General features: G+C 45.0%; 28 protein-coding genes and 1 tRNA gene. 17 read left to right on the top strand and 12 right to left on the bottom strand.

Annotated features, from left to right (window positions below; translation table 11 throughout):
* Positions 1-8 precede the first annotated feature (8 nt).
* Genes ICN43_RS00145 through ICN43_RS00130 form a run of 4 tightly spaced genes read right to left on the bottom strand, consistent with a single transcriptional unit; the run spans position 9 to position 4061 of the window.
* The gene (locus ICN43_RS00145) at positions 9-848 is read right to left on the bottom strand and encodes an HlyC/CorC family transporter (protein WP_216196672.1); all 840 of its coding nucleotides are present in this window, start codon (positions 846-848) and stop codon (positions 9-11) included.
* Positions 849-904: 56 nt separating this feature from the next.
* Positions 905-1381, bottom strand: a complete 477-nt coding sequence (ybeY, locus tag ICN43_RS00140; RefSeq protein WP_216196671.1) for an rRNA maturation RNase YbeY — start codon at positions 1379-1381, stop codon at positions 905-907.
* Position 1382: 1 nt separating this feature from the next.
* A complete protein-coding gene (gene miaB, locus ICN43_RS00135) occupies positions 1383-2741 on the bottom strand; it encodes a tRNA (N6-isopentenyl adenosine(37)-C2)-methylthiotransferase MiaB (protein ID WP_216196670.1) in 1359 nt (452 codons plus the stop codon).
* A gap of 57 nt (positions 2742-2798) precedes the next feature.
* Positions 2799-4061, bottom strand: coding sequence for a putative Na+/H+ antiporter (locus ICN43_RS00130; RefSeq protein WP_216196669.1), 1263 nt, complete (start codon positions 4059-4061; stop codon positions 2799-2801).
* Positions 4062-4142: 81 nt separating this feature from the next.
* Here ICN43_RS00130 and ICN43_RS00125 point away from each other — a divergent pair, with 81 nt between their 5' ends.
* Positions 4143-4553 carry a rhodanese-like domain-containing protein gene (locus tag ICN43_RS00125; protein ID WP_216196668.1) on the top strand — a complete coding sequence of 137 codons (411 nt, stop codon included), beginning with the start codon at positions 4143-4145 and terminating at the stop codon, positions 4551-4553.
* A gap of 83 nt (positions 4554-4636) precedes the next feature.
* Positions 4637-6538 carry a molecular chaperone HtpG gene (gene htpG, locus ICN43_RS00120; RefSeq protein ID WP_216196667.1) on the top strand — a complete coding sequence of 634 codons (1902 nt, stop codon included), beginning with the start codon at positions 4637-4639 and terminating at the stop codon, positions 6536-6538.
* Positions 6539-6621: 83 nt separating this feature from the next.
* Here the strand turns inward: htpG and ICN43_RS00115 are convergent, their stop codons facing one another.
* Positions 6622-6909, bottom strand: coding sequence for a glycine zipper domain-containing protein (locus ICN43_RS00115; protein WP_216196666.1), 288 nt, complete (start codon positions 6907-6909; stop codon positions 6622-6624).
* Positions 6910-6956: 47 nt separating this feature from the next.
* Positions 6957-7319 (bottom strand): Rap1a/Tai family immunity protein, encoded by a 363-nt coding sequence (locus ICN43_RS00110; protein WP_216196665.1) that lies wholly within the window; start codon positions 7317-7319, stop codon positions 6957-6959.
* 121 nt (positions 7320-7440) lie between these two features.
* On the opposite strand from ICN43_RS00110, the gene ICN43_RS00105 reads away from it, so the two are divergent.
* The 3 genes from ICN43_RS00105 to ICN43_RS00095 are packed head-to-tail and all read left to right on the top strand — an operon-like array spanning position 7441 to position 10168.
* Entirely contained in the window at positions 7441-8658 is a 1218-nt protein-coding gene (locus ICN43_RS00105) for an ammonium transporter (protein WP_216859714.1), read from the top strand.
* 35 nt (positions 8659-8693) lie between these two features.
* Positions 8694-9218: a gamma carbonic anhydrase family protein gene (locus tag ICN43_RS00100; protein WP_216196663.1), complete on the top strand. Its 525-nt coding sequence runs from the start codon at positions 8694-8696 to the stop codon at positions 9216-9218.
* A 20-nt stretch (positions 9219-9238) separates the two neighbouring features.
* On the top strand, positions 9239-10168 hold the full coding sequence (locus tag ICN43_RS00095; protein ID WP_216196662.1) for an AEC family transporter: 930 nt from the start codon (positions 9239-9241) through the stop codon (positions 10166-10168).
* On the opposite strand, the gene maiA is transcribed toward ICN43_RS00095, so the two are convergent.
* Complete coding sequence (maiA, locus tag ICN43_RS00090; protein ID WP_216196661.1) at positions 10139-10819, bottom strand: maleylacetoacetate isomerase; 681 nt, start codon at positions 10817-10819, stop codon at positions 10139-10141. The two genes, ICN43_RS00095 and maiA, sit on opposite strands and share 30 nt — an antisense overlap.
* 81 nt (positions 10820-10900) lie before the next feature.
* Between maiA and ICN43_RS00085 the strand changes: the two genes are divergently transcribed.
* Positions 10901-11530 (top strand): trimeric intracellular cation channel family protein, encoded by a 630-nt coding sequence (locus tag ICN43_RS00085; RefSeq protein WP_216196660.1) that lies wholly within the window; start codon positions 10901-10903, stop codon positions 11528-11530.
* On the opposite strand, the gene ggt is transcribed toward ICN43_RS00085, so the two are convergent.
* The 4 genes from ggt to ICN43_RS00065 are packed head-to-tail and all read right to left on the bottom strand — an operon-like array spanning position 11517 to position 16238.
* Positions 11517-13115: a gamma-glutamyltransferase gene (gene ggt / locus ICN43_RS00080; protein ID WP_216196659.1), complete on the bottom strand. Its 1599-nt coding sequence runs from the start codon at positions 13113-13115 to the stop codon at positions 11517-11519. The genes ICN43_RS00085 and ggt overlap by 14 nt on opposite strands.
* Positions 13116-13149: 34 nt before the next feature.
* On the bottom strand, positions 13150-14595 hold the full coding sequence (locus ICN43_RS00075; RefSeq protein ID WP_216196658.1) for a TRAP transporter large permease subunit: 1446 nt from the start codon (positions 14593-14595) through the stop codon (positions 13150-13152).
* Entirely contained in the window at positions 14592-15134 is a 543-nt protein-coding gene (locus ICN43_RS00070; protein ID WP_216196657.1) for a TRAP transporter small permease subunit, read from the bottom strand. The genes ICN43_RS00075 and ICN43_RS00070 overlap by 4 nt, the downstream gene beginning before the upstream one ends.
* An 18-nt stretch (positions 15135-15152) precedes the next feature.
* Complete coding sequence (locus ICN43_RS00065) at positions 15153-16238, bottom strand: TRAP transporter substrate-binding protein (protein WP_216196656.1); 1086 nt, start codon at positions 16236-16238, stop codon at positions 15153-15155.
* Positions 16239-16540: 302 nt separating this feature from the next.
* Here ICN43_RS00065 and ICN43_RS00060 point away from each other — a divergent pair, with 302 nt between their 5' ends.
* Positions 16541-18211 (top strand): MFS transporter, encoded by a 1671-nt coding sequence (locus ICN43_RS00060; protein ID WP_216196655.1) that lies wholly within the window; start codon positions 16541-16543, stop codon positions 18209-18211.
* Between the two features lie 88 nt (positions 18212-18299).
* On the opposite strand, the gene ICN43_RS00055 is transcribed toward ICN43_RS00060, so the two are convergent.
* Positions 18300-18911, bottom strand: coding sequence for an MOSC domain-containing protein (locus ICN43_RS00055; protein WP_216196654.1), 612 nt, complete (start codon positions 18909-18911; stop codon positions 18300-18302).
* A 46-nt stretch (positions 18912-18957) separates the two neighbouring features.
* Here ICN43_RS00055 and ICN43_RS00050 point away from each other — a divergent pair, with 46 nt between their 5' ends.
* The 10 genes from ICN43_RS00050 to ICN43_RS00005 all read left to right on the top strand — a co-directional run bounded on the left by ICN43_RS00050 (position 18958) and on the right by ICN43_RS00005 (position 26224).
* A complete protein-coding gene (locus ICN43_RS00050; RefSeq protein WP_216196653.1) occupies positions 18958-19368 on the top strand; it encodes a hypothetical protein in 411 nt (136 codons plus the stop codon).
* 88 nt (positions 19369-19456) lie between these two features.
* On the top strand, positions 19457-20110 hold the full coding sequence (locus tag ICN43_RS00045; protein ID WP_216196652.1) for a VTT domain-containing protein: 654 nt from the start codon (positions 19457-19459) through the stop codon (positions 20108-20110).
* A gap of 17 nt (positions 20111-20127) precedes the next feature.
* Positions 20128-20204 (top strand) — tRNA-Met (locus ICN43_RS00040).
* 64 nt (positions 20205-20268) lie between these two features.
* A complete protein-coding gene (locus ICN43_RS00035) occupies positions 20269-20802 on the top strand; it encodes a DUF2878 domain-containing protein (RefSeq protein ID WP_216196651.1) in 534 nt (177 codons plus the stop codon).
* Between the two features lie 124 nt (positions 20803-20926).
* Complete coding sequence (recA, locus tag ICN43_RS00030; protein WP_370623183.1) at positions 20927-22009, top strand: recombinase RecA; 1083 nt, start codon at positions 20927-20929, stop codon at positions 22007-22009.
* A 7-nt stretch (positions 22010-22016) separates the two neighbouring features.
* Positions 22017-22553 carry a recombination regulator RecX gene (gene recX / locus ICN43_RS00025; protein ID WP_216196649.1) on the top strand — a complete coding sequence of 179 codons (537 nt, stop codon included), beginning with the start codon at positions 22017-22019 and terminating at the stop codon, positions 22551-22553.
* Between the two features lie 189 nt (positions 22554-22742).
* Positions 22743-23912, top strand: a complete 1170-nt coding sequence (gene sucC, locus ICN43_RS00020) for an ADP-forming succinate--CoA ligase subunit beta (RefSeq protein ID WP_216196648.1) — start codon at positions 22743-22745, stop codon at positions 23910-23912.
* A gap of 15 nt (positions 23913-23927) precedes the next feature.
* On the top strand, positions 23928-24821 hold the full coding sequence (sucD, locus tag ICN43_RS00015; RefSeq protein WP_216196647.1) for a succinate--CoA ligase subunit alpha: 894 nt from the start codon (positions 23928-23930) through the stop codon (positions 24819-24821).
* Between the two features lie 81 nt (positions 24822-24902).
* Complete coding sequence (locus ICN43_RS00010) at positions 24903-25601, top strand: TerC family protein (protein ID WP_216196646.1); 699 nt, start codon at positions 24903-24905, stop codon at positions 25599-25601.
* A gap of 125 nt (positions 25602-25726) precedes the next feature.
* Complete coding sequence (locus ICN43_RS00005; RefSeq protein WP_304609136.1) at positions 25727-26224, top strand: pilin; 498 nt, start codon at positions 25727-25729, stop codon at positions 26222-26224.
* The last annotated feature ends 191 nt before the right edge of the window (positions 26225-26415 follow it).

The raw sequence follows: 26415 nt of genomic DNA, 5'->3' as shown, positions 1-26415 counted from the left end.
AGTAATTCTCAGGAAGGCTTTTTAGGAAGATGGCGCGCGAGCAAAATATGAATTTGTCTTGGGTCTGCACGCTGCACTTCAAACTCAATTTTATCAATCTCAATCAGCTCGCCCATCTTGGGTACTCGACCTAGGTGCTGAATGACTAGACCTGCAACTGTTTCGATATCTTCATCATGAAATTGGGTGCCCAGCATTGTATTAAATTGATCTAACTCAGTAATGCCTTTAACGCGAATATCACCATTGTCTAGGGAGATCAGATTGTCAGCTTCTTCATCAATATCGTGCTCATCTTCAATGTCGCCAACAATTTGCTCAAGTACATCTTCAATAGTGATGAGCCCAGCAACGCCACTGTATTCGTCTACCACCATAGCTAGGTGATTGCGATTGTCCTTGAAGTCACGTAGCAATACGCTGAGGCGCTTTGATTCAGGAATGAATACAGCTGGGCGTAGCCAGTCACGCACTTGAAAATCTTTTTCAGTGGAGTGGCGTAATAAATCTTTAGCAAGCAGTGTGCCGATGACGTTATCGCGGGTGCCTTCAAATACCGGAAAGCGTGAGTGAGCTGCCGTAATAACGCTCTTGATAATTTCAGATAAAGGTAAGTTAATGTCAATCCAGTCAATCTGAGCCCGAGGAATCAAAATATCGCGAGCACATAACTGCCCCACCTGGAATACACCTTCAATCATGGAGAGGGCATCTGCATCGATTAAGCCCTCGGTCTGAGCCTCCCTGAGGGTATCGATGAGCTCTTGACGACGTTCTACCGGGCTAGTTGGCTGTGGCGTTAAAAAATCAGCCAAGCGCTCTAAAAGAGATTTATTGGGGTCAGGCATACGGTAAGAATATCGCAGAAATAAGTAAATTCAGTGAAGAAAGCATTAAAGATGATTTAAATGGGTGCGTATGGATTGTCAAAACCCAAGGATTTCATGAGGGCGATTTCCTTGCCCTCCATTTTCTTCGCCTCTTTCTCACCCTCGTGGTCAAGGCCCTGGGCATGTAAACAGCCATGAATAATCAGATGTGCTAAGTGAGCCTTAACTGTCTTGCCTTGTCCTAATGACTCTTTATGAATCACGGGGAGACAAAAAATAATATCGGCAGTTAATGTCTTTTTAGTCAACTCATAGGGAAAAGTAAGCACATTAGTCGCATAGTCTTTATTACGAAAGGCAAAATTTAACTTCTTACCTTCAGCTGAATTTACAAAGCGTAAGGTAATAAGACCACTCAATTGAATTGTCTCTTTCACCCACCTCTTCATTGTTATTTTGGAGGCAATTGCAAGAACCTTTTCTTCTATAGAAGTGTTTGCAAATTGAATATCAATCTCCAATTTAGAGGGGAGTGCTTCCTTGGCCGTCATCTTAATGGGTATGGGCTGAAATCATTTTGCTCATGAGATCACCTCGGAGAGTGTAGTTGAGCACTTCGGTAATGCGGATATCTACCATTTGTCCAATCAGTGGTTCAATATCCTTATCTGGGGCGTCAAAGTGAATCACACGATTGTTGGCTGCGCGGCCCTGCAAGTTCACACCATCCTTTGCTAGACCTTCGACAAGTACTCTTTCCGTATTGCCCAACATATTTTTGCTGATCTGATTTGCTTGTGACTCAACTAGAGCAAGTAATGTTTGTAGTCGCTTCAGTTTGATCTCATATGGAGTGTCATCGATTAAGTTGGCTGCCGGCGTTCCGGGTCGTGCGCTGAAGATGAAGCAAAAGCTATTATCAAAATTAAGTTCCTCAACCATCTTGAGCAGTTTTACAAAGTCTTCATCCGTCTCGCCAGGAAAGCCCACAATAAAGTCGCTAGATAGCGTAAGGTCAGGCCGTACAGCACGCATCTTACGAATAATGCTTTTGTATTCCAGTGCCGTATAGCCACGTTTCATAGCAGATAAAACAGAATCTGATGCATGTTGTACTGGTAGATGCAAATGACTTACTAACTTGGGAACTTTTGCATAGACATCAATTAAGCGCTGTGTAAATTCTTTAGGGTGGCTAGTGGTAAAGCGAATTCTTTCCACCCCTGGAATTTCTGCAATGTATTCAATCAGTAGTGCAAAGTCTGCAATCTCTTCGGTATTTCCCATCTTGCCAAGATAAGCGTTTACATTTTGACCGAGCAAGACAATTTCTTTTACGCCTTGAGTTGCAAGACCAGCCACTTCAGTCAATACATCATCAAAAGGGCGCGATACCTCTTCGCCACGAGTGTAGGGAACTACGCAGTAGCTACAATACTTCGAGCAGCCTTCCATGATAGATACGTAAGCTGAGCCTCGAGTTTGACGGGAGGCAGGAAGGTGATCAAACTTTTCTATTTCTGGAAATGAAATGTCCACCTGGGGTCTGCCGGTTTGGCGACGTTGCGTAATCAGATCAGATAGGCGATGTAAGGTTTGCGGACCGAAGACCACATCGACATATGGTGCCCTGCTAATAATTTGTTGACCTTCTTGGCTGGCAACGCAACCGCCAACACCAATCAATAAATTGGGCTTAGTTTTCTTGAGCTCGCGCAGGCGCCCTAAGTCTGAAAATACCTTGTCTTCTGCTTTTTCGCGGATTGAACAGGTGTTCAATAGAACGACATCTGCATCTTCAGGTGTATCGGTCATGACCATGCCTTCATTGGCATGTAAGAGGTCGGCCATCTTGCCCGAGTCGTACTCGTTCATTTGACAGCCAAAGGTTTTGATATAGAGCTTTTTCATATGCCGTTCTCAGGTTTATAGCTGGGGGCGAAGCTCAGATTTTACGGGATAAGTCGTTTAGAGCAGACGAAGGGCTAGAATCGCAACAATGGTTGGTGGAATGGCGGCCACAAACAGTAATCCAGCTGAAACTGCTGCATTGGGGAAGTAACTACGCAAAATAGCCAGCCCAGCAGGGTTGGGGGCATTAGCAATTACGGTTAAGCCGCCACCAGCAACCGCACCGCCAACTAAAGCTAACTTGAATTCTGGAGAAGTGCCTTGTACTAGAGAGCCTAAATAAGTGAGCGCAGCATTATCCGTAATTGCTGTTAATGCAACACTGCCATAGAACACGGCGGTGGGACTCATGGTTTCTAGTAAGGGCTGCAACCACCAGCCTTGAAGTGCGCCTAGTACAACCAATCCACCTAAAAAGAACGCTACCAGCAAAGCTTCACGCAAGATCAGCGGGCTTTGATGTTTTGGATAAGCAGTTGTGTAGCCAATAAAAAAGAGTAGTAGCCAAATGAAGATGACTGGATCATGCGCGAAGCCGACAATACCTAACAAAAACAGCAGATGAATTGCTGTAATGGCTAGCGGAATCCGAGCTTGGTTAGTTTTGCTTGTGGGTTCAACGAGTTGCTTATGAAAGAGTAGGGTTACGATTCCTGCATTAATAAAAATAGCAATCATTGCCTCAAAGCCAAAGTTTGAGAACATGAAGGCGGTACTCCAACCCCAAGTTGCAGCCACCATAAGTACTGGTGGGGCAGCAAAATTAGTTAATGTTCCGCCGATCGAAATATTGACAAATAGCACGCCGAGGGTGCCAAACAAAACTGGGGTGGAGCATTTATGGCGGTATACCAGGTCTCGTAATAAGAAGGCCGCAAGTGTCATTGCTGCAGGCTCGGTAATCAGGGAGCCTAGTAAAGGCGTGATGCTGAGTGTCAAGAAATAGAGCGTGGGAACTTGCTTGGTATGCAAGACCAATTGAATTACGTTGCCAAGCCTATAGAGCAGTTGAGTAGCAAAATGCAGAATTGGCTTGCTGCCAGCGACAACCATAATGGCAAAAACAAATAGTGGCTCTGTAAAGTTACGTTTGTTGATGTATGCTTTTGCTGTGGCTAGATCGTTAGCAAGCCACATGAAAATCATCAGAATTGCCGCCCAAAATCCAAAGACAACTTCCACCTCGCCAAGGAGGTGCCATAGGCCAGCATGTCTTGGGGATTTTTTAGCAAGCTTTTCAAAATACGAAGTACAAAACGTATGTAGCACCGCAATTGCAAAAATAATGCTTGCACCAAGCTCTGTAGGAGTGAAGTTCATGGAGATATATTATCAGGATGAGATTGTAAAAATACCTTTAAGATCAATTATGTGAAAGTATTAGTACTTTAGGAGGTTGTAATGAAATTGACATTAGGCTATCAAGAGTTAATTGCAAATGCGATGGCGCAAATAGAGACTGTTTCTTTAGAGCAGGCTCAACAATTCCTTGGCGATGAAAATACCGTTTTTGTGGATATACGCGATGTTAGGGAGTTAGAGCGTGACGGCATGATTCCCAATGCAATTCATGCACCTCGCGGCATGCTGGAATTTTGGGTTGATCCAGACAGCCCTTATTACAAGCCGATCTTTGGTGAGGGTAAACGTTTGGTGCTGTATTGCGCTTCTGCATGGCGCTCTGCTTTGGCAACAGAAACCCTCCAGAGAATGGGAGTTCCTAGGGTTTGCCATCTAGAGGGCGGCTTTAGTGCCTGGAAAAAGGCTGAATTACCTGTGGCGGAGAAGCATTCAAAGCCGCACTCAGGCTAAATTTCTGTTTTTATAGATCTTGAAATATATTAAATAACCCCCATTTAGTGAGGATCATATTCATTGATTAAGAGGGTATTCGCATGACTGTAGCTAGTAAAGAAACCTTAGGTTTTCAGGCCGAGGTAAAGCAACTTTTACAACTGATGATCCATTCCTTGTATTCCAATAAGGAAATTTTTCTCCGTGAATTGATCTCGAATGCGTCTGACGCTTCAGACAAACTCCGTTTTGAGGGGATTGAGCATCCTGATTGGTATGGCGATGATCCCGACCTAAGGATCAAGGTCAGTTTTGATAAAGCCACCAGAACTGTCACCATTGCGGATAACGGAATTGGTATGAGTCGCGATGAAGTCATTTCCAATTTAGGAACTATCGCTCGCTCTGGCACAAAAGAATTTTTCTCTAAGCTTTCTGGCGATCAACAAAAGGATGCTGCTTTGATTGGCCAGTTTGGTGTGGGTTTCTACTCAGCCTTTATTGTGGCGGATCGAATTACTGTTGAGACTCGTCGAGCTGGACTGCCAGCAACGGATGGTGTTCGTTGGGAGTCTGATGGTTCGGGTGAATTTACGGTAGAAAATATTGATCGCCCACAGCGTGGTACATCGATCACAATGCACCTACGCGAAGGCGAGGACGACTTCCTTTCTACTCAAAAACTCAAGTCAATTATTCGTAAGTATTCTGACCACATCTCTTTGCCCATTCAGATGAATAAAGAGGAGTGGGATGCAGATAAAAAAGAGCAGGTAATCAAGGATGAGCTCGAGAGTATTAATCAGTCCAGTGCTTTGTGGGCTCGCTCAAAGTCTGAGATTAGCGAAGAGCAGTATGACGAGTTCTATAAACATTTGTCACATGATTATGAAAATCCTTTGTGCTATTCCTTGAATAGAGTTGAAGGCCGCAGTGAATTTACGCAGTTACTGTATGTACCTGCACGTGCACCATTTGATTTATGGGATCGTAATAAGCGGGGTGGCATCAAGTTGTACGTGAAGCGGGTATTCATCATGGATGATGCCGAGCAATTAATGCCGATGTACCTGCGCTTTGTCACTGGGGTGATTGATTCAACAGACCTACCTTTAAACGTCTCTCGCGAAATTCTGCAGGAATCACGCGATGTCAAAATTATTCGCGAAAGCTCCACTAAGCGTGTGCTGAGTATGTTGGAGGATCTAGCAAATAGCGATGATGAGGCTAAGAAAGAAAAATATCGTACTTTCTGGACTCAGTTTGGACAAGTCCTTAAGGAGGGCGTAGGTGAGGATCAGATAAATCAAGAGCGCATCTTAAAACTCTTGCGTTTTGCAAGTACCCATAACGACTCTGCAGATCAAGGTGTCTCTCTAGCCGAGTACATCTCTCGTATGAAAGAGGGTCAGGACAAGATTTATTACGTTACTGGCGATACTTTTAACGCCGCTAAAAATAGCCCGCATTTAGAAATCTTCCGCAAGAAGGGTGTTGAGGTGTTATTACTATCTGATCGAGTGGATGAGTGGATGCTGTCTTTCTTTGCTGAGTTTGATGGTAAGCAAATGACCTCAGTTGCAAAAGGTGGGCTTGATCTTGGTAATTTAAGTGACGAGAAAGAAAAGAAGGAGCACGAAGAAACTGAGAAGAATTTCAAGGACTTGCTCGATCGTATGAAAGCGGTCTTGGCAGACAAGGTGAAGGATGTGCGTGTGACCTTTCGCTTGACTGATTCCCCAGCATGCTTAGTCTCCGATGAGAATGAGCTCTCTGGAAATTTATTGCGAATGCTCAAAGCAGCAGGCCAGCAAGCGCCCGATACCAAACCAATCTTGGAGATTAATCCTGAGCATCCTTTGCTCCTGAAGTTGAAGTCAGATGATCAGCACTTTGATCAGTGGGCCCAGGTCTTGTTTGATCAAGCTCTATTGGCAGAGGGCGGCCAATTGAATGATCCTGCCGCTTATGTAAAGCGTATTAATGAGCTGCTACTTTCTTAAGTTGCTCAAGCCCTAAAGAAAAACCCGACGTGCATTACGCAGGTCGGGTTTTTGATTTGCAGCGAATGCCGCTTAACTCAGAATTATTGAGGAGCTTTAGCGGGTTGATTATTTTTGCCTGCGTTGTATCCAGAGTTGTACTCAGAAGCCTGCTCTTTTTTGTAAGCATCGTATACATAGCCAGATGCTGCACCAACTGCTGCACCACCAACTGCCCCCCAGATTGGATTACCGTGGAAGATGGCTGTGCCAACTGCACCAGCAGCTGCACCGATACTGGCACCAGACAAAGTGCGTTGTTCTGTATTACTCATGTTGGAGCAACCTGCAATTGCTAAGGTTGCAGCAGCAATAGCGATCATTTTTTTCATATCAACTGTTCCTTAAGTCTATAAATTGAGTGGGCTAAATGCCTAAATTATTTTCTGGCGCAAGGAAAGCGTGCTGCCAAGAAGCCCAAGAAAACACCTGCTGCGGGTTTGTCAGAAACTTGTTGGTCAGTTTGGCCAAATTTTACAAATTCACCAATAACTTCGTCACGTGATGGTGCTGGTTGCTTGACGCAGATGGATGGCGCAGTGCGTTGCGGATGACGTGTCGCTAAATAAGTGTCATAGATTGCGGTTGTATAACCTACGCAAAAGCTGCGGGACTCTGGACTTGCAGGCAATTTGCAGACATTTACGAGCTCTTGGGTGCTCAATACTGGAATTTTTTCTTGAGCTTGGGATAAGCCAGAAAATGCGCCTAAAGTGGCCAATAGAACTAAAACTTTTTTCATGGGTTCTCCCTTGGGTGTATGTAATTTCATAATAAACCATTATTAGGGTAATAAATTGCACTAAATGAGTGCATTAATACTAAGAGGCTAGCTTTAAATTCCCCATAATGATGCAAAAAATATGGGGGGTTATTCAGTGGAAACTTTGAAATCAGGCAGTGATGCCTTATTTATTTTGCTCGGCGCCATCATGGTTTTGGCGATGCATGCGGGATTTGCATTTCTTGAACTTGGTACTGTTCGTAAAAAGAATCAAGTAAATGCTTTGGTCAAAATCTTGGTCGACTTCGCAGTGTCAACTATTGCCTATTTCTTTATTGGCTACAGCATTGCCTATGGCGTTAACTTTTTCTCTGGCGCTGAGCTCTTGGCGGAAAAAAATGGCTATGAATTAGTCAAATTCTTTTTCTTACTGACCTTCGCCGCAGCTATCCCGGCCATTATCTCTGGCGGCATTGCTGAGCGTGCGAAGTTCAATCCCCAGTTAATTGCTACTTTTATTCTGGTAGGTTTTATCTATCCCTTCTTCGAGGGCATTGCCTGGAATCAGCATTACGGTATCCAAGCTTGGATTAAGTCTTTTACGGGCGAAGAGTTTCATGATTTCGCAGGATCAGTCGTAGTGCATGCGGTTGGTGGCTGGATTGCTCTACCGGCGATCATTCTTTTGGGCGCACGTCGCGGCCGCTATACCAAGGATGGCAATGTAGCAGCTCATCCACCATCCAGCATTCCATTTTTGGCTTTGGGTGCTTGGATTTTGGCGGTAGGTTGGTTTGGATTTAATGTGATGAGTGCGCAGACCATTGATAAGATCAGCGGTTTAGTAGCTATGAATTCCTTGATGGCGATGGTTGGGGGTACTTTGGCGGCATGGGTTATTGGTCGCAACGACCCTGGATTTACTTATAACGGACCTTTAGCTGGCTTAGTAGCTGTTTGTGCTGGTTCAGATTTAATGCATCCCATGGGTGCATTGGTGGTTGGTCTAATCGCTGGCGCTCTATTTGTCTATATGTTTACCTTAGTGCAAAACCGCTGGAAGATTGATGATGTTCTGGGGGTTTGGCCTTTGCATGGCTTGTGTGGCCTATGGGGTGGATTGGCTGCAGGGATCTTTGGGACAAAAGCACTAGGCGGTCTTGGTGGCGTTACTTTCTTGGGGCAGTTAATTGGGACTACCTTGGGAGTTGTTATTGCTCTCGTAAGTGGTTTTGTAGTCTATGGATTGCTGAAAGCTATTTTAGGAATTCGGATGTCTCAAGAGGAAGAGTTTGAAGGCGCTGATTTGAGTATTCACCGTATTTCTTCAACTCCTGATCGTGAGCCTAATTGGTAGGCTTTCTTTAATCTAGCCATTATCTATAATAGGTTATGGCTATATTTGAACTAGACGGAAATGCTCCCCACTTAGGTGAGGGAGCTTGGGTTGCGGAAAGCGCGGAAGTAATCGGCAGGGTTGAGTTACATCAAAATGCGAGTGTGTGGCCCAAGGTAGTTGTCCGCGGTGACAACGATCTCATTCAAATCGGCGAGGGTAGTAATGTGCAAGATGCTTCAATTTTGCACACTGACCCTGGTTACCCTCTCATTATTGGCAAGCAAGTGACTATCGGACATCAAGTGATGCTCCACGGTTGTCAAATTGGTGATGGCAGTTTGATTGGTATTGGCGCAGTCATTCTGAATGGCGCCAAAATTGGCAAAAACTGTTTAGTAGGCGCTGGCGCATTGGTGACTGAGGGTAAAGAATTTCCGGATGGCTCTATGATTTTGGGCTCACCTGCTAAAGTTGCAAAGACGCTGACCCCAGAGCAGATGGCTGGCATCGAAGCTATCGCGGGACGTTATATTAAAAATGCACAGCGATATCGGCAGACTCTGAAGAAAATTGCTTGAGCTAAAAAAGCACACGTAAATTGTTCTACGTCTTTAATGTCGTCTTCCCAGTATTTACGCTAATTCTGATTGGTTATCTTTGTGGCAGAACTGGGAAGTTGGGTGATAGTGCAGCTATTGAGTTAAATCGTTTTGTTGTCTGGCTTGCACTTCCTGCCCAATTGTTTAATTTCGCATCCAGTAGTAGCTGGCAAACACTTTGGCAGCCAGGCTTTATCGCTGCTTTTTTTCTGAGCTGCTTAGCCGTATTTATTCTTGTACTTGTAACAAGTTGGATGCGTAACAGAGACTTAGCGGCAGCTAGTTTCTCAGGTCTCAGTGCCTCTTACTCGAATACGGGCTATATGGGTATTCCGCTTTGTGTTTTGGCGCTTGGTCAGGATGGTTTGGCACCAGCAATCATCTCTACTTTTATTGTTTTTGTGATGTTTGCCATAGCGACTGTCCTCATTGAGGTTGGCATACAGTCCCACAAAAAATCGCATGAAATTGCTTTCAGTGTAATCAGGTCTCTATGCACGAATCCACTCTTGATTGCACCAGTTGCTGGTTTGGTGTGGTCATCTACAGATTTGGTTTTGTATGACCCATTGGCGCAAGTCATTTCTTTTCTCGCTGCAGCTGCAACACCTTGCGCATTAGTTTCAATCGGCCTATTTTTGATGCAAAAAGAAAGTGCAGTACCGCAACAGGCATGGAGTATTAGTTTTGCAAAACTGATTATTCAGCCGCTAATCGCTTGGTTGATAGCGGGACCACTATTAGGTTTGCCTGATCTGTGGGTAAGCTCCGTTGTCATACTAGCTGCTCTACCTACTGGTACTGGCCCATTCATGTTGGCTCAATACTACAAGGTAGATGGCAGAATGATTTCCCGAGTGGTGCTCCTCAGTACGCTGGGATCTTTGCTCACACTGTCTTTATTCCTGTGGTGGAGTAAGGGGGTTTGATCCCTCTGCATCAATTTGCTTTTCCCAAGAGGCGTCAATAAATGTTGGTAGCTTCATACATTCATTAAATATCTTGATGAGTGTCGGGTAAGCTTTCATATCCAGCTTTGCGCTAAGTGCATTAAATATTTGTGGAACCAAGCAGATATCAATTAAACCAGGCTGATCACCATAAGCAAAGCGACCCACTCTCGGATCTGCGCTTAATTGCTTTTCTAGACTAGTTAAACCCAAATTCATCCAATGATGATTCCAGATATCTTTTGCCTCTGCACTCACGCCTAAGGTTTTGATGAGATAGCGCAATACTCTTAAATTATTCATCGGGTGAATCTCAATCGCAATGTCCATCGCGACTGCCCGCACCCATGCCCTATCAATTGCAGTGTGCGGTAGTAAGGGTGGAGTGGCTTGAATCTCTTCAAGATATTCGATGATTGCAAGCGATTGGTGAATAGTATGAGCGCCATTGGTAAAAAGGGGCACTAAGCGATTAGAATTTTTCTCTGCATATTCAGTCGTTCGTTGTTCGCCACCATCTCTAAGGAGGTGAACTGGAATCACCTCGTAATCCATACCTTTTAAGTTCAAGGCAATGCGCACCCGAAAGGCTGCTGAGCTACGCCAAAAACTATAAAGCTGAGTATTCATGAAAGATTCCTTAATCGCATTACCCTCAGTATATTAAGGACTTCATTGAGTAACTGCTGTCGCTGATTTAGACTAGTCAGTATGGAACAAATTAATTTTTGGATTGGCATCGTTGCCACAGTCGCTTTTGCAGTGACTGGTGTGCTGGCTATTGCCGATCGTGGAGTCGATCTTTTTGGGGTCTTGGTACTGGGTGTTATTACAGCAATTGGTGGTGGAACACTGCGCGACATTATTTTAGAGGTACCTGCTTTTTGGTCGATTACGCAAATTTATATTTGGGTTGCATTGGGCGCATGCATCGTGACTTTTGTCGCCGAATCTTTTTTTACACAGCCCCAGATTTATCGCTGGATGCTCTATATCGATGGACTGGGCGCTGCTTTGTTTGGGATTCAGGGGGCAGATAAGGCCTGGAACTTGGGGTTTGGCTTGCCAGTTGCCCCAGTGATTCTCGGGGTGGTAACTGCAATTGGCGGCGGTCTCTTGCGTGATGTGTTGGCTGGCAGAAAAACACTGCTCATGTCACATGAGCTTTATGCAATCCCGGTTACTTTGGGCTGCCTCTTATACATTCTTATTCTGAATTTCTTGCCACAGTACACGCTTGAGGGGTCAGTGATCTGTATGTTGGCCATTTTTGGATTACGCGCAGCTGCCATTTACTGGGATCTGCGCGTACCCAAGTTATTTATTACTAAAACGCGCTAACAGCGCCATCACTACGAGGATCCCAGCCACCATGAAGTGTGCCAGAGGGGTCGCGAATAATGCAGCCTGCATGACCTACGGTTTCATCAAAGTCATCAAGCATTTCAATTTCGTGTCCTAAGGCATGAAGCTCTTTCGCAACCCATGGGCTAAAGCGCGACTCTAATTTCAAGCTGTCGCTAGTTTGACCCCAGGTTCTACCGAGCAGCCAACGAGGGCGACTGATGGCATCTTGCGGATCAAGGCCGTATGTTGCTGTACGAGTAAAGACGGCACACTGCGTTTGGGGTTGGCCATCACCGCCCATCGTGCCGTACACCATCGACCGACCATCCTTAAATAAAGCCATCGCAGGATTCAGTGTATGAAATGGTTTGCGATAAGGCTCAAGATGATTGAGTGTTTTTGGATCCAGCGAGAAGCTACAGCCACGGTTCTGCCAGTTCACTCCAGACTGAGGAAGTACGATGCCGGCGCCAAACTCGTGATAAATACTTTGAATAAAGGAAACGCAATTTCCATCCCCATCAATCACGCCCATCCAAATCGTATCTGCTGGCCCTTTGCCTTGACCCCAAGGCAAAGCTTTTTCAGGGTCAATATTTTTCGCCAACTTCTTCAAGAACGCTGGAGATAAAAAAGACTGCGCATTTTTTGTCATATACGCTGGATCAGTGACAAATTGGTCTCTGACTTTAAATGCCTGTTTGGTAGCCTCAACACAGTGATGAACATATTCGGCACTATCCACCTTAAAGCGCTTGAGATTGAGTTGATCCAATATGCCGATGATCATTAAGGACACGACGCCTTGAGTTGGTGGCGTCATGTTGTAGACGCTGCCCATGCTATGCTTGAGCTCAAGTGGGTCAATCAGTTTGGCTTGATGGCGATGAAGGTCGCTGAGTCTAAGTGGGCTACCAATTTCTGTCAGTTCTTTTGCGAGTAGCTCGGCTAAATCGCCGCGGTAGTAATCCTCTGTACCTTTACGAGAAATTTGCCGTAATGTTTTTGCAAGCCGCTCTTGCTTGAAAATGCTGCCTACTTCAGGCGCTTTGCCGTTAACTAAAAATGTTTCAGAAAATCCAGGAATATGACTCAGTTCACCACGTTTCTTGGAGGTAAGACTGGACTGACTATGGGTAACTGGTACACCTGCTTCAGCATAGTGAATGGCATCAGCCAATAAGCGAGAGAGCGGAAGCTTTCCACCTAAACCTTGTTTTGAAAGTTGTTGTGCTGCACCCCAGCCAGAAATCGTGCCCGCAACTGTATTGGCTGCAACAGCACCCCTAAAGGGAATAGCGGTGGTGATGCCGCGATCTGCATACCACTGTTTAGTCGCCAGGCCGGCGGCTGCACCGCAAGCATCAATTCCGCCCATCGCCTTACCAGGAGAGTGAATCACCCAGAAAGAGTCTCCGCCAATCGAGTTCATGTGGGGGTAAACGACAGCAATTGTGGCTGCTGCAGCCACCATTGCTTCAAGAGCGTTACCGCCTTCTCTGAGTACTGCTAGTGCAGATTCAGAAGCGAGGGAGTGCGGTGCTACCGCCATCCCCCGAATACCCCATTTTGCTTGCATTACTAAACCCCTTTTTTTATTCCCGATCAATCGCCTATTTATTCTCGCGCAATTGACGTTCGATCTCAGAGCTAGAGTCTACTGTGATTTCGTTTTGCTCTACACCAGCTAAAGGATCAATGGAGGGTCCGTTGGCGTCAATCGCGACAGTGGGTTTATCAACAAAGTAAGTCACAGTTTCTGGAATGAAGATGATGATCGCCACCAGAATCAATTGCAAACCAACCCACGGAAGGGCCCCATAGTAAATATCGGAGCTTTTAACAGTTTTATCTGCTACCCCTCGTAAATAAAACAGGGCAAATCCAAATGGCGGATGCATGAATGAGGTTTGCATGTTGGCGCCCAGTAATACACCAAACCAAATCAAATCAATTCCGAGCTTTTCAGCAACAGGGGCTAACAATGGAATGATGATGAACGCAATTTCAAAATAGTCTAAGAAGAAGGCTAAGAAGAAGACAAATAAGTTCACCACAATCAAGAAGCCGATTTGCCCACCGGGCAGACCTGTTAAGAGCTCCTCAATCCAAAGGTCCCCATCTACACCGCGGAATGTCAAACCAAATACAGTAGAGCCAATCAGAATGAAGATCACCATGGCATTGATGCGCATAGTAGAGGTCATTGCTTCCCAGACTAAGGTTTTTTGTAGGCGCTTGTTCATTGCTGCGAGAATTAATGCTCCTACAGAACCCATAGCACCACCTTCAGTTGGTGTCGCTAGACCCATCAAAATAGTTCCGAGCACTAAGAAGATAAGTGCGATTGAAGGAACAATACCCCATAGGATTTTCTTGAATAACTTCCAATCAATTTTAGGGCGCGCTTCTGGTGGCAATGCCGGAACATCCTGTGGTCTAAAAATTGACAGAAAGAAGATGAACAAGCAGAACAGCGCCACTTGAATAATGGATGGTCCAATGGCACCTGCATACATATCACCAACAGACTTACCTAACTGGTCAGCCAATACGATTAATACGAGCGATGGTGGAATCAACTGAGTAATCGTGCCGGACGCCGCAATCACACCAGTGGCAACGCGTGGGTTATAGCCATAACGCAACATGATTGGCAGGGAAATTAATCCCATGGCAATCACGGAGGCTGCCACTGTGCCGGTAATGGCACCCAAAATTGCGCCAACAATAATGACGGCATAAGCTAGGCCGCCGCGGACTGGGCCAAACAACTGCCCCAATCCTTCGAGCATATCTTCTGCTAATCCACACTTCTCCAGAATCGCACCCATAAAGGTGAAAAAGGGAATGGAGAGTAGCAAGTCATTTGACAGAATGCCAAATACTCGGTCTGGAAGTGCTTGTAAGAAAGTGGGTTGAAACATACCCATTTCGATACCGATAAAAGCAAAGAATAAGCCAACAGCGCCAAGAGAAAAAGCGGCTGGATATCCAAGCAACAAAAATATAATTAGACCCCCAAACATGATGGGGGCCATCAATTCATGGCTAATCATTGGAGTGGTCTTTCGTACTTGGGATCGATTTGAATCATGCCAATAATGGCTGCGTAGCGTTTGATGATTTCAGAAATGCCCTGAAGAGTGAGCAAGAAGAATCCTAGGGTAATAACACCGCGTACTGGCCAACGTATCAGACCACCTGGATTGCTCGAAGTTTCATTTTGAATCACGGAAGTGATAAAAAATTCCCAAGAGTAATAACCAATAATGGTTGTCATTGGCAAGAAGAAAATAATGCCGCCCCAAAAATCTAACCACAGACGTGCTTTATTGGGATATAGCGCATAGAGTACGTCAACTCGCACATGTTCATTTAGGCGAAAGGTAGTTGCGGCACCAAACATCACCATGCCTGCAAACAAATACCATTGCGCTTCAAGCCAGCCATTGGAACTGATGTTGAAGCCATACCGAATCAGCGCATTTGCTGTGCTGACCAGTACGGCAATCAAAACCATCCAACTCGCTAATACGCCAAAACGGTCATTTAAACGATCGACGAAACTTGCAAAAACTAAAAATTGTTTTGGCATATCAGATTCTCACTTTGTTTATTTGACTGGGTTAGTCAACATAAAACTCATGAGGGTTTGTTCAGCAACTTTGTTCCATAGCATTTGATCGTTGCGGAACTTCTTCCACGGCTCGTAAATTTTCTTGAAGGATGGATTCTTGGCGGCCTCTTCCTCATAAATTGCGAATGCGGTAGTGGAAGCTGCTTTCATGATTTCTGTTGAATAGGATTGAAGCTTTACGCCATTCTTAATCAGACTTTGTAAGGCGATCGGATTTTTGTAGTCATACTCGGCCATCATGTCGATGTTGCATTCCGCGCAGGCTGCAGTGAAGGCTTCCTGGTATTGCTTCGGTAGCTTTTCCCATTCCTTGATATTCACGTACATGGAATACATGGAGCATGCCTCCCACCAACCTGGGTAGTAGTAGTAGGGCGCAATCTTGTAAAAGCCAAGTTTTTCATCGTCGTAAGGGCCAACCCACTCAGCAGCATCAATCACGCCCTTTTCCAGAGCGGGATAAATATCGCCACCAGCGATTTGCTGAGGGATCGCGCCTAGGCGAGACATTACTTCACCCCCTAAGCCTGCAATACGCATTTTGAGACCTTTGAGGTCAGCAACGGTTTTGACGGGTTTTTTAAACCAGCCACCCATTTGGGTGCCTGTATTGCCGGCTGGGAAAGAAATGATGTTGTAGTCGCGTAGAAATTCTCGTTGGAGCTTCAAGCCTCCACCCCAATACATCCAGGCATTTTGTTGGCGTTGGTTCATACCGAAAGGCACGGTGGTATCAAACGCAAAGGTTTTATTTTTGCCAACAAAGTAATAGCCGGCTGTATGAGTGCACTCAACAGTTCCTTGTTGAACTGCATCTACAGTACCGAATGCTGGAACAATCTCACCGGCGCCAAAAATTCGGATTTGAAATTTGCCGTCTGTCAGAGCTGCCACACGCTTTGAAATGTACTCGCCACCACCGTAAATCGTATCTAAGCTCTTTGGAAAGCTGGAGGCACAACGCCACTTAATTTCTGGCATGGATTGGGCAATAGCTGGGGCTGCAAGTACACCAGCAGCTGCGCCTAATGCGGTTTTGCTTAAAAAATCACGTCTTTTCATTTGTATTGCTCCTTAATCAGTTATTTGTTGGTGTACTGCTGAGTACCGACTTCAGGACTTATTTAATAGGGGTGTAGATTTGCGCTACATCACATTTGCACCAGTATTGGGCTATTAGCAACATCTTGGTGCACGTTTGATTAATAAGCATGCAGCGGATGGTTTGCAATAAATCGACATTTATGGGGGAAAACCCCGATCCAATTTGATGGGGAATTACCCTAAGTAGTGGATTTCTTTGAATTTTTTCAAAGCATAATCGCCTAGTTGTTTTTTATTTAATAAATAGTTAGGAGCTACTGATGTCAACATCAACTAAAGCAGCCCCAATGACCGCTGAAGAACGCAAAGTTATTTTTGCTTCCTCTTTAGGTACGGTTTTTGAGTGGTACGACTTTTATCTTTACGGTTCATTGGCTGCCATTATGGCCAAGCAGTTTTTCTCAGGCCTAGATGCTGGCTCAGCCTTCATTTTTGCTCTATTAGCATTTGCTGCCGGCTTTATCGTGCGTCCATTCGGCGCTTTGGTATTCGGTCGCTTAGGTGATTTGATTGGTCGTAAGTACACCTTCTTGGTAACCATCCTATTAATGGGTGGCGCAACCTTCGTAGTAGGTTGCTTACCAAACTATGCAACTATCGGTGTTGCTGCTCCAGTGATCTTGATTGCATTGCGTATGCTTCAAGGTTTGGCTTTGGGTGGTGAGTACGGTGGTGCTGCTACTTACGTTGCGGAGCACGCTCCTCATGGTAAGCGTGGTGCATACACAGCTTGGATTCAGACAACAGCGACTCTAGGCTTGTTCTTGTCCTTGTTGGTGATTTTGTTCACACGTGAATTCACTGGTCCAGACTTTGATGTTTGGGGTTGGCGTGTTCCATTCCTTCTCTCAATCGTTTTGTTGGGCGTTTCTGTTTACATCCGTTTATCGATGAACGAATCCCCAGCCTTCAAAAAGATGAAGGAAGAAGGCAAGCTTTCTAAAGCACCTTTGACAGAGTCATTTGGTCAATGGAAGAACTTGAAGATTGTTATCTTGGCATTGTTTGGTCTGGTTGCAGGTCAAGCAGTGGTTTGGTACACAGGTCAGTTCTACGCTTTGTTCTACCTCACTCAAGTGTTGAAGGTGGATCCTAAGACTGCGAACTTGTTGATTGCTGCTTCATTGGTAATCGGTACACCATTCTTCGTTATCTTTGGTTCATTGTCAGATAGGATTGGCCGTAAGGTCATCATCATGGGCGGTTTGTTGCTTGCCATCATTCTGTACATCCCGAACACACCAGTTTCATTGTTCAACGGTTTAACCCACTTTGCTAACCCAGCGTTAGAAAAGGCAATGGCTACTGCACCAGCAAGTATTACTGCTGATGTGAACGAATGTACTTTCCAGTTCAACCCAACTGGTACAGCAAAGTTCACAAGTTCTTGCGACATTGCAAAGCAGGTGATGGCTTCTAACTCTGCAAGCTACACAACTATCCCTGGCCCAGCCGGTGGTACCGCTGTTGTGAAGATTGGTGATACAGAGATTCAGGGCTACTCTGCTAAGGGTATGGCTCCAGCTGATCTGAAAGTAAAAGATGCTGAGTTCAAGAAAGCAATTCGTGATGCATTGAATGCTGCTGGTTATCCTGTAAAGGCTGATCCTGCTGCTATCAATCATGCTGCGATTCTTGGTATTTTGGTAATTTTGGTGATTTTGGTAACCATGGTTTATGGCCCAATTGCAGCGATGTTGGTTGAGTTGTTCCCAACCCGTATTCGCTACACCTCTATGTCCTTGCCATACCATATTGGTAACGGTTGGTTCGGTGGCTTGATGCCAACAATCGCCTTTGCCTTGGTGGCGCAAAACGGTAATATTTATTACGGTCTCTGGTACCCAATCATCATCGCTGCGGTGACATTGGTAATCGGCACACTGTTTATTAAAGAAACTAAAGACGTAGATATCTACGCTAAAGACTAAGCTTTATTAGTCTGTTGCAAAACTAAACCCGACCACGATGTGGTCGGGTTTTTTATTGCCTAAGTTGTTTACTAATTTAGGTTCTAAGTTAATCCCATAGATCTTTTTGATTGCCGCGATTAAACAAGGCTAGATTCTGATCTGCGATGGACGTCAATCTTTGACCTGGTAGCACGTGGATGTCAGCACCCGCTGCGACTACACCAGTTTGATTTACTCGTAGATACCATCCACTAAAACCTGATTGCAGCATTGCCTTGGCTGCGCCTTTATATTTCATCTTGGCATTGAACTTAAAGCAGGGTTCACGTAATTTGACGACGGTAAATTGAAGCTCACCAATCTGCATTTGGTCTCCAACAAATATTTCAGTCTCAAGTAAGCCTTCGATGGTGAAGTTTTCACCAAATGCACCTAGAGGAAGGTTGACAGATTGTTTTGTTTCGCGAAAAAGTAATTCATTCCAAAAAGCGTAGTGCTCGATTGGATAGACATAAATAGCTTTCTCAATACCGCCATGTACTGATAGATCAGCTTGCTCATCGCCCGCAACTCCAAGTCGAGTAATTTCAATCGGAGTGGGGGAGTCAAGATTACTGATGGACTGTTTATTGATCGCTGAGGCTACTGTTGAATAGTTCGAGTGATGAGAACCAAAGAGTGGCATTACTTTGCCGGAACATACAGAGAGAAGTCGCATAAGTGCAGATGACTGATAAGATGAATTGATTAAGCCAAGAAAGTAAATGATGCATCTGTATAGATTATTAATGGTAGCAATTCTTTTGGCGCTTGGCAGTCAGCCAGCATTTGCTAAGTGGGACGAGGAGCGGGATGTCACCACCAATGGTAAAGATGAGTTGGTCTATTACTTTAAGACCAATGACCTAGGGCAAAAGCTGGTTTTAGATAAATATCTCAAGCGCCTGATTTTTATTCAGCCTGACCGCCTTTACAAACGCACTATTCGCTTAATCAAAGTGGATGAGCAGTCCATTGAGGTCATGAGCGATCCTTTTGCACGTTTCCCAGAGCAAACGGCGATCACTTTTGAAAACAAAGATGAGGTCTTGAAGAAACTTTTTTTAGCCAAGAAAATTGAAGTTTTCGTACGCTATAACCGTGATGAGAGCATGAACACTTTCCAAATTCGGTAATTTAATGTTTTTTGCTAGTACCTTAGGTAATATACCGATGCTGCAATAGTTAAACTAGTGTTTATTGCTCTCATCAATCGGGACCCCTTTGGACTTCTCTTATTTCTTAGATTTATTTCTTCATCTCGATAAAAACTTAGCTCTAGTGGCTAATGAGTGGGGTGTCTGGATATATGCCCTGCTTTTTGCCATTATTTTTGTAGAAACAGGTTTTGTCGTGATGCCATTTTTACCGGGGGATTCTCTATTATTTGTGGCGGGTGCTATTGCCGCAGTGGGCGGTTTAGATTTATGGATGCTGATGGCTTTGTTGACATTTGCGGCTGTCACTGGCGATGCCCTGAACTATTCAATTGGGCGCTATATCGGCAACCGGGTCTTTTCTTGGGAAAACTCGCGTTGGTTTAATCGCAATGCATTTGATAAAGCGCATGCTTTTTATGAAAAGTATGGTCCGGTGACGATTGTTTTAGGACGTTTTATGCCCTTCATTCGAACCTTTGCCCCATTTGTGGCTGGGGTTGCTCATATGCGCTACCCCGTTTTCGCTTTTTATAATATTGCCGGTGGCATTCTGTGGGTCTGTAGTTTGACAAGCCTGGGTTTCCTCATTGGCGACAATGCCTGGGTAAAAAGCAATTTTTCCTTAGTTGCCTTAGCCATGATCATCATTCCAGGCCTGCCTGCCCTGTGGATCTTGCTTAAAGAAGTTCTAAAAAAACTTCAGGCTCACGCTAAATAAGATAAAATCTCCCCTTCGGCGAATTAGCTCAGCTGGTTAGAGCGACGGAATCATAATCCGCAGGTCCGGGGTTCAAATCCCTGATTCGCCACCATTCAAAAGGCTATTGCCCACCGGCAGTGGCCTTTTTCTTAGGTAAAGTTGCTTGGGTTAGGTCAATGGCTAAATTTTGGAATTTCGTATTTTTCCAGGCTGGTTGGTTTGCTTGCATTATTGGCGCGGCCAATCAGCAGGTCTTTTGGCCTGTGGTGGCTACCCTACTCTATCTAGCAATTCATGTTTGGTTTTCACCGCGGCCCATCTTGGAACTCAAGCTACTTTTGAAGGCTGCCTTATTTGGGGTAGTAGTTGACACTCTGATTTCGTATTGCGGGTTTTTAAGCTTTAAGAACAGCTGGCCTAGTTCCTATTTGTCTCCGGCGTGGATGTGGACTCTTTGGGCCTTGGTCGCCAGTACTATTAATAGCTCATTGGCCTGGTTGCGCAGCAGACCCATCTTGGGGGTGGTTTTGGGTGCTATTGCTGGCCCCATGTCCTACGAAGCTGGAGTCAGAATGGGTGCAGGGGCATGGGGGCTGAATGGTCAAATCAGCGGCCTGATCTTGCTTGGTTTGGCCTGGGGTGTCGCTATCCCCCTCTTTTTCTACTGGGATCGCACCACAATAAAGGGTGACCTAGTAAAAAATCCGTAAATTCCTTGAAAAAGCTGCTTGCAAATAATACTGTTTTTATATACAGTAACTTCTGAGTTGTTAAAAAACACGAAAACTTCGGGAAATAGCCCAATACATAGCGAAAAGGAATTAAAAAATGGCCTTGGATGATAAGAAAAAATCAGCCTCATCAGAATTTGACGGCATGAGTGGAGACAAGCAAAAGGCATTGACTGCAGCCTTAGCGCAAATTGAGAAGCAATTTGGTAAGGGCTCAATCATGAGATTGGGCGATGCAGAGATTCATCAAGATATTCAGGTAGTTTCTAGTGGTTCATTGGGTTTAGATATTGCGCTTGGAGTTGGTGGTTTGGCGCGTGGGCGCGTGATTGAGATTTACGGCCCAGAATCTTCGGGTAAAACTACATTAACTTTGCATGCGATTGCAGAGATGCAAAAGATTGGCGGAACTTGTGCCTTTATCGATGCTGAGCATGCTTTAGATGTTCAGTACGCGTCACGCTTAGGTGTAGACGTGAATAATTTATTGATCTCCCAGCCAGATACTGGTGAGCAGGCTCTAGAAATTGCTGATGCTTTAGTGCGTTCAGGTTCCATCGATTTGATTGTGATTGATTCTGTTGCGGCTTTGGTCCCAAGAGCAGAGATCGAGGGTGATATGGGTGATTCATTACCAGGTCTTCAGGCACGTCTGATGAGCCAGGCCTTGCGTAAGCTGACTGGCGCAATCAAGCGCACTAATACAACAGTCATCTTTATTAACCAAATTCGTATGAAGATTGGCGTGATGTTTGGTTCGCCTGAAACAACTACAGGGGGTAATGCGCTGAAGTTCTATGCTTCTATGCGTTTAGATATCCGACGTATCGGTAGCATTAAGAAGGGCGACGAAGTGGTTGGTAATGAGACCCGTGTGAAGGTCGTGAAGAATAAGGTATCCCCGCCATTCCGCGAAGCAATTTTTGACATCATGTATGGCGCTGGAATCTCTCGAGAAGGTGAAATTATCGATATGGGTGTTGAAGCCGATATCGTTGAAAAGTCAGGATCTTGGTATGCCTACAACGGCGATCGTATTGGTCAAGGAAAAGATAATGTACGTGAGTTTTTGAAAGAAAATCCAACCATTGCTCAAGACATCGAAGCAAAGATTCGTGAGAAATTAGGAGTAAAGGCTGGCACAGCTATTGTTAGCGATGTCGTGGGCGAGGAAGAGGAGGCGTAATCCTGCGATGTCGGAGTTCAGTGGTGCCGTGAAAAAAAGAAATCAACAAAGCCCGAGTCTCAAAGCTCGGGCTTTGCGCCTTCTATCCATGCGAGAGTACAGCCGCAAGGGCCTCTCAGCGAAGCTCGAAGAGTCCGTAGCAAGGTCGCTCAAGCTAAAGCCTGCCGAGGAGAGTTCTGAAGGGCTTACTCAGGGCGTTCCCCTAACCGTTCAGATTCAGGCTATTTTGGATGATTTTGAGGCTCGTGGCTGGCTGTCTGATCAACGCTTTGCAGAGGCCCTGGTTCGGCGCCGTAGCGAGCGTTTTGGTACTCGAAAAATACAGGATGAGCTAGCTCAGGCTGGGGTGGATAGCTCAAAGACAACAGAACTTCTGAGAAATCTCAAAGAAACTGAGTACCAGCGTGCTCATGAGCTCTGGCTACGCAAGTTTGGCGTGTTGGCGACGGAGCAAAAGGAGCGTGCTCGCCAATACCGTTTTCTGGCCTCCAAGGGCTTCAGTTCGGCTGTGGTGTCTAAGGTGGTAGCCGGGCGCCCTGACTAGGGCAATTACGGAGCAAATAGGCCATGTTGCGGCATTGCAGCATGATAGACTTACGGAGTCGGCCAAACCGGTCCCATTTATTCATATGCATACCATTAGCTTGTCCATAGAGTAAATAGGCGATTAAGGTAAAGCTGGTTTTGCTAATCCTCATCGCTTGCTAAAAAAGATACTGTTTCGGGAGTAATAATGAAAATTCACGAGTACCAAGGCAAAGAATTACTACGCCAATTTAATGTGCCAGTTCCAAATGGCATCCCTGCATTTAGTGTTGATGAGGCAATTAAAGCTGCCGAAAAGCTAGGTGGTCCAGTATGGGTTGTTAAGGCACAAATTCATGCCGGTGGTCGGGGTAAGGGCGGCGGCGTGAAATTAGCCCGCAGCATGGATGAAGTGAAAAAGTACGCTTCTGAAATTTTGGGTATGCAGCTGAAGACTCACCAAACCGGCCCAGAAGGCCAAAAAGTAAATCGCCTTTTAATTGAAGATGGCGCGGACATTAAAAAAGAGTACTACTTCAGTATTGTTACTGACCGCGGTACACAAAAGAATGTGATCATGGCATCTAGCGAAGGTGGCATGGATATTGAAGAGGTGGCTGAATCTCACCCAGAAAAAATTATTAAAGTATTTGTTGATCCAATGGTGGGTTTGACAGATGCTGATTGTCAGATCATTGCAAAAGGCATTGGAGTTCCAGATGCTTCTATTCCAATGGCAAGCGATGTGTTTAAGAGTTTGTACAAGACCTATTGGGAAACCGATGCTTCATTGGTAGAAATTAATCCATTGATTCTTGAAGGCAACGGCAAGATCAAGGCGCTGGATGCTAAATTCAATTTTGATCCAAATGCTCTATATCGTCATCCAGAAATCGTGGCTTATCGTGATATCGATGAAGAAGATGCAGCTGAGATCGAGGCCTCTAAGTTTGACTTGGCTTACATCTCACTCGACGGCAACATTGGTTGCTTGGTAAATGGTGCTGGCTTAGCAATGGCTACTATGGACACAATTAAGTTGTTTGGCGGTGAGCCGGCAAACTTTCTAGACGTGGGTGGTGGCGCAACTGCAGAGAAGGTAACTGAAGCGTTCAAGATCATGCTGAAGAACAAGAGTGTTGAAGCGATTTTGGTCAATATTTTCGGCGGTATTATGCGTTGCGATGTGATCGCTGATGGCGTAGTTACAGCATGTAAAGCGGTGAACTTAACTGTCCCTTTGGTTGTGCGTATGAAGGGTACCAACGAGGATTTAGGTAAGAAGATTCTTGCGGACTCTGGTTTACCAATCATTAGCGCCGATTCAATGGCAGAAGCTGCTACTAAGGTAGTTGCTGCTGTTGCGAAAAACAAATAATCAAGGAACTTCAATATGTCTATTTTGGTAAATAAAAATACTAAAGTAATTACTCAGGGTATTACTGGTAAGACGGGCCAATTCCACACTGAGAAGTGCCAGGAATATGCAAACGGTAAAAACTGTTTTGTAGCTGGTGTAAATCCCAAAAAAGCAGGCGAGTCTATTTTTAATATTCCAATTTATGGAACTGTAAAAGAAGCTGCCCAGCAAACAGGTGCAACTACTTCTGTAATTTATGTTCCGCCTCCTGGTGCCGCTGCTGCAATTTGGGAGGCAGTGGAAGCCGACCTTGATTTTGTTATCTGTATTACTGAGGGCATTCCAGTCAAGGATATGTTGGAAGTGCGTAACAAGATGAAGGCAAAAGAGGCTGCCGGTGGCAAGAAGACTTTATTGCTTGGTCCAAATTGCCCTGGAATCATTACTCCAGATGAAATTAAAATCGGCATCATGCCTGGCCACATTCACAAAAAGGGTCGCATTGGTGTTGTTAGCCGTTCTGGTACTTTGACCTATGAGGCAGTTGGTCAATTAACATCAATTGGTTTAGGTCAGTCCACGGCAGTTGGTATTGGTGGTGACCCAATCAATGGTTTGAAGCATATTGATGTGATGCGTATGTTTAATGATGACCCCGATACTGATGCGGTCATTATGATTGGAGAAATTGGTGGTCCAGATGAAGCTGAAGCAGCTCGCTGGTGTAAAACCAATATGAAGAAGCCAGTAGTTGGCTTTATTGCTGGTGTTACAGCGCCTCCTGGAAAACGTATGGGTCATGCTGGCGCATTAATTTCTGGTGGTGCTGATACAGCTGATGCCAAACTTGCCGTTATGGAAGAATGTGGCTTTAAAGTAACAAAAAATCCATCAGAAATGGCTACTTTGCTCAAAGCCATGTTGTAATTGCGTTCAAGAAAAAGGATGTTGAAGAGCATCCTTTTTCGTAGTGCCTGTGGTTAAAACATAAAAATATAAGAGGATGACATGGAGTTTTTAACAATGCTAGATTGGTCTGTCGTTGCGCAGATCATCTTGATCGATATTCTGTTGGGTGGCGATAACGCTGTAGTAATTGCCTTGGCTTGTAGGAATCTACATCCTAATCAGCGCCGTAAAGGCATTTTATGGGGAACGGCTGGCGCGATTATTTTGCGTATTGTGCTGGTTGCCTTCGCAGTAACTTTGCTGCAAATTCCCTTCTTGAAATTTGTTGGAGCCATTGCACTGCTGTGGATTGGTTACAAGTTAATGGTCGACACAGGTGGTGAAGAGGGCCATGATATGCAGGCACCAGACAAATTATTTGCAGCGATTAAAACAATCATCGTGGCAGATATTGTGATGAGTCTCGATAACGTATTGGCGATTGCTGGTGCGGCTGGTCAGGTTGATGATCAAGCCCATCAACTTGGCTATATCGTTTTTGGCTTACTGGTATCTGTACCACTCATCATCGGTGGTAGCCGTATCGTTTTGTATCTAATCGATCGCTTCCCAATTATTGTTACGGCTGGCGCCGGCTTACTAGGTTGGATCGCTGGCGGGATGATGCTCTCCGATCCTGGCGTGATTAAGTTCATAGGAGTTGGAGCCGAGTCCTATGGCTTGCTAGCAGGTGCTGTAGGTGCTATTGGTGTCATGGGTCTTGGGGAGATTGCCAAGCGGAGCGGCAAAAAAGCGTAATTATTTTCCTTAGCTCTAACCAGAAAAGCCGGCCCTGAAAGCCGGCTTTTCTTATATTTAGACATCTTGAGTGTGTTGCGTATAGAGTGGATGATGAGAGATTTAACCCTCAGGAGCCAATGAATATGTCTACACAAGATCAGCAGCAAGAATCTGGATTTACCTTGATTGAGGTTATGGTGGTAGTTGCCATCATCGGTATTCTGGTGGCAGTAGCGGTTCCTCAATATCAAGATTACATTGCTCGCAGCCGTATCGTAGAGGGTATGAATCTTTCATCTAGTGCTAAGCTGGCAGTGACAGAGGCTTTTGCAAGTAGGGGCACCGTACCAATGGATGAGGCTACCCATGGTTCTTTTACATTTGTGCCTACACGAAGTGTGAAGTTGATTGAAATTACACCTTCTGGTGCTATTGCTATTGATTTTCAGAACAATGTCGCGCCAGAAAATAAAAACACATTGCACCTCATCCCGACGAATGACCCAGATGCCAATGTTCCGAAAGTAATTGATTTATCCAAGCCTGGGGGATCAACTTGGGCTGGTGGATGGTCATGTCGTTCCACCGAAACAAATCTGCCGCCTCAGCTGCTGCCTTCGGAGTGTCGTATTACTAAATAGAAACAGCTAAAGAATTTACAGATAATTAATAAGCCACTTCATGTTGGCTTATTAATTGATAACCCCCCCTCAAAATAGACCTCATCTACCTTTCTTTTGCACACGGTTTTGTTTTGCTGATTAGATATTTTTTAAGATAATGTCTATCGAACTCTCTCTTAAAGTAAGCATTGTGGCTATAAAATACTGCT

It is taken from the genome of Polynucleobacter sp. UK-Mo-2m-Kol15 (assembly GCF_018881505.1).
Lineage (GTDB): Bacteria > Pseudomonadota > Gammaproteobacteria > Burkholderiales > Burkholderiaceae > Polynucleobacter.
The sequence above is the reverse complement of the archived record's forward strand: the minus strand, read 5'-3'. Positions and strand labels throughout refer to the sequence as shown.

What these genes read in the sequence shown, in the direction of transcription:
- ICN43_RS00075 (WP_216196658.1), bottom strand. Translation starts at nt 14,595, where the DNA reads ATGATTAGCCATGAATTGATGGCCCCCATCATGTTTGGGGGTCTAATT.
- recX (WP_216196649.1), top strand. Translation starts at nt 22,017, where the DNA reads ATGTCGGAGTTCAGTGGTGCCGTGAAAAAAAGAAATCAACAAAGCCCG.
- ICN43_RS00115 (WP_216196666.1), bottom strand. Translation starts at nt 6,909, where the DNA reads ATGAAAAAAATGATCGCTATTGCTGCTGCAACCTTAGCAATTGCAGGT.
- ICN43_RS00085 (WP_216196660.1), top strand. Translation starts at nt 10,901, where the DNA reads ATGGAACAAATTAATTTTTGGATTGGCATCGTTGCCACAGTCGCTTTT.
- ICN43_RS00060 (WP_216196655.1), top strand. Translation starts at nt 16,541, where the DNA reads ATGTCAACATCAACTAAAGCAGCCCCAATGACCGCTGAAGAACGCAAA.
- ICN43_RS00125 (WP_216196668.1), top strand. Translation starts at nt 4,143, where the DNA reads ATGAAATTGACATTAGGCTATCAAGAGTTAATTGCAAATGCGATGGCG.
- ICN43_RS00105 (WP_216859714.1), top strand. Translation starts at nt 7,441, where the DNA reads ATGGGGGGTTATTCAGTGGAAACTTTGAAATCAGGCAGTGATGCCTTA.
- ICN43_RS00065 (WP_216196656.1), bottom strand. Translation starts at nt 16,238, where the DNA reads ATGAAAAGACGTGATTTTTTAAGCAAAACCGCATTAGGCGCAGCTGCT.
- ICN43_RS00055 (WP_216196654.1), bottom strand. Translation starts at nt 18,911, where the DNA reads ATGCGACTTCTCTCTGTATGTTCCGGCAAAGTAATGCCACTCTTTGGT.
- maiA (WP_216196661.1), bottom strand. Translation starts at nt 10,819, where the DNA reads ATGAATACTCAGCTTTATAGTTTTTGGCGTAGCTCAGCAGCCTTTCGG.
- ybeY (WP_216196671.1), bottom strand. Translation starts at nt 1,381, where the DNA reads ATGACGGCCAAGGAAGCACTCCCCTCTAAATTGGAGATTGATATTCAA.
- miaB (WP_216196670.1), bottom strand. Translation starts at nt 2,741, where the DNA reads ATGAAAAAGCTCTATATCAAAACCTTTGGCTGTCAAATGAACGAGTAC.
- ICN43_RS00145 (WP_216196672.1), bottom strand. Translation starts at nt 848, where the DNA reads ATGCCTGACCCCAATAAATCTCTTTTAGAGCGCTTGGCTGATTTTTTA.
- ICN43_RS00050 (WP_216196653.1), top strand. Translation starts at nt 18,958, where the DNA reads ATGATGCATCTGTATAGATTATTAATGGTAGCAATTCTTTTGGCGCTT.
- ICN43_RS00110 (WP_216196665.1), bottom strand. Translation starts at nt 7,319, where the DNA reads ATGAAAAAAGTTTTAGTTCTATTGGCCACTTTAGGCGCATTTTCTGGC.
- ggt (WP_216196659.1), bottom strand. Translation starts at nt 13,115, where the DNA reads ATGCAAGCAAAATGGGGTATTCGGGGGATGGCGGTAGCACCGCACTCC.
- ICN43_RS00100 (WP_216196663.1), top strand. Translation starts at nt 8,694, where the DNA reads ATGGCTATATTTGAACTAGACGGAAATGCTCCCCACTTAGGTGAGGGA.
- ICN43_RS00010 (WP_216196646.1), top strand. Translation starts at nt 24,903, where the DNA reads ATGGAGTTTTTAACAATGCTAGATTGGTCTGTCGTTGCGCAGATCATC.
- sucC (WP_216196648.1), top strand. Translation starts at nt 22,743, where the DNA reads ATGAAAATTCACGAGTACCAAGGCAAAGAATTACTACGCCAATTTAAT.
- ICN43_RS00035 (WP_216196651.1), top strand. Translation starts at nt 20,269, where the DNA reads ATGGCTAAATTTTGGAATTTCGTATTTTTCCAGGCTGGTTGGTTTGCT.
- ICN43_RS00070 (WP_216196657.1), bottom strand. Translation starts at nt 15,134, where the DNA reads ATGCCAAAACAATTTTTAGTTTTTGCAAGTTTCGTCGATCGTTTAAAT.
- sucD (WP_216196647.1), top strand. Translation starts at nt 23,928, where the DNA reads ATGTCTATTTTGGTAAATAAAAATACTAAAGTAATTACTCAGGGTATT.
- htpG (WP_216196667.1), top strand. Translation starts at nt 4,637, where the DNA reads ATGACTGTAGCTAGTAAAGAAACCTTAGGTTTTCAGGCCGAGGTAAAG.
- ICN43_RS00130 (WP_216196669.1), bottom strand. Translation starts at nt 4,061, where the DNA reads ATGAACTTCACTCCTACAGAGCTTGGTGCAAGCATTATTTTTGCAATT.
- ICN43_RS00005 (WP_304609136.1), top strand. Translation starts at nt 25,727, where the DNA reads ATGTCTACACAAGATCAGCAGCAAGAATCTGGATTTACCTTGATTGAG.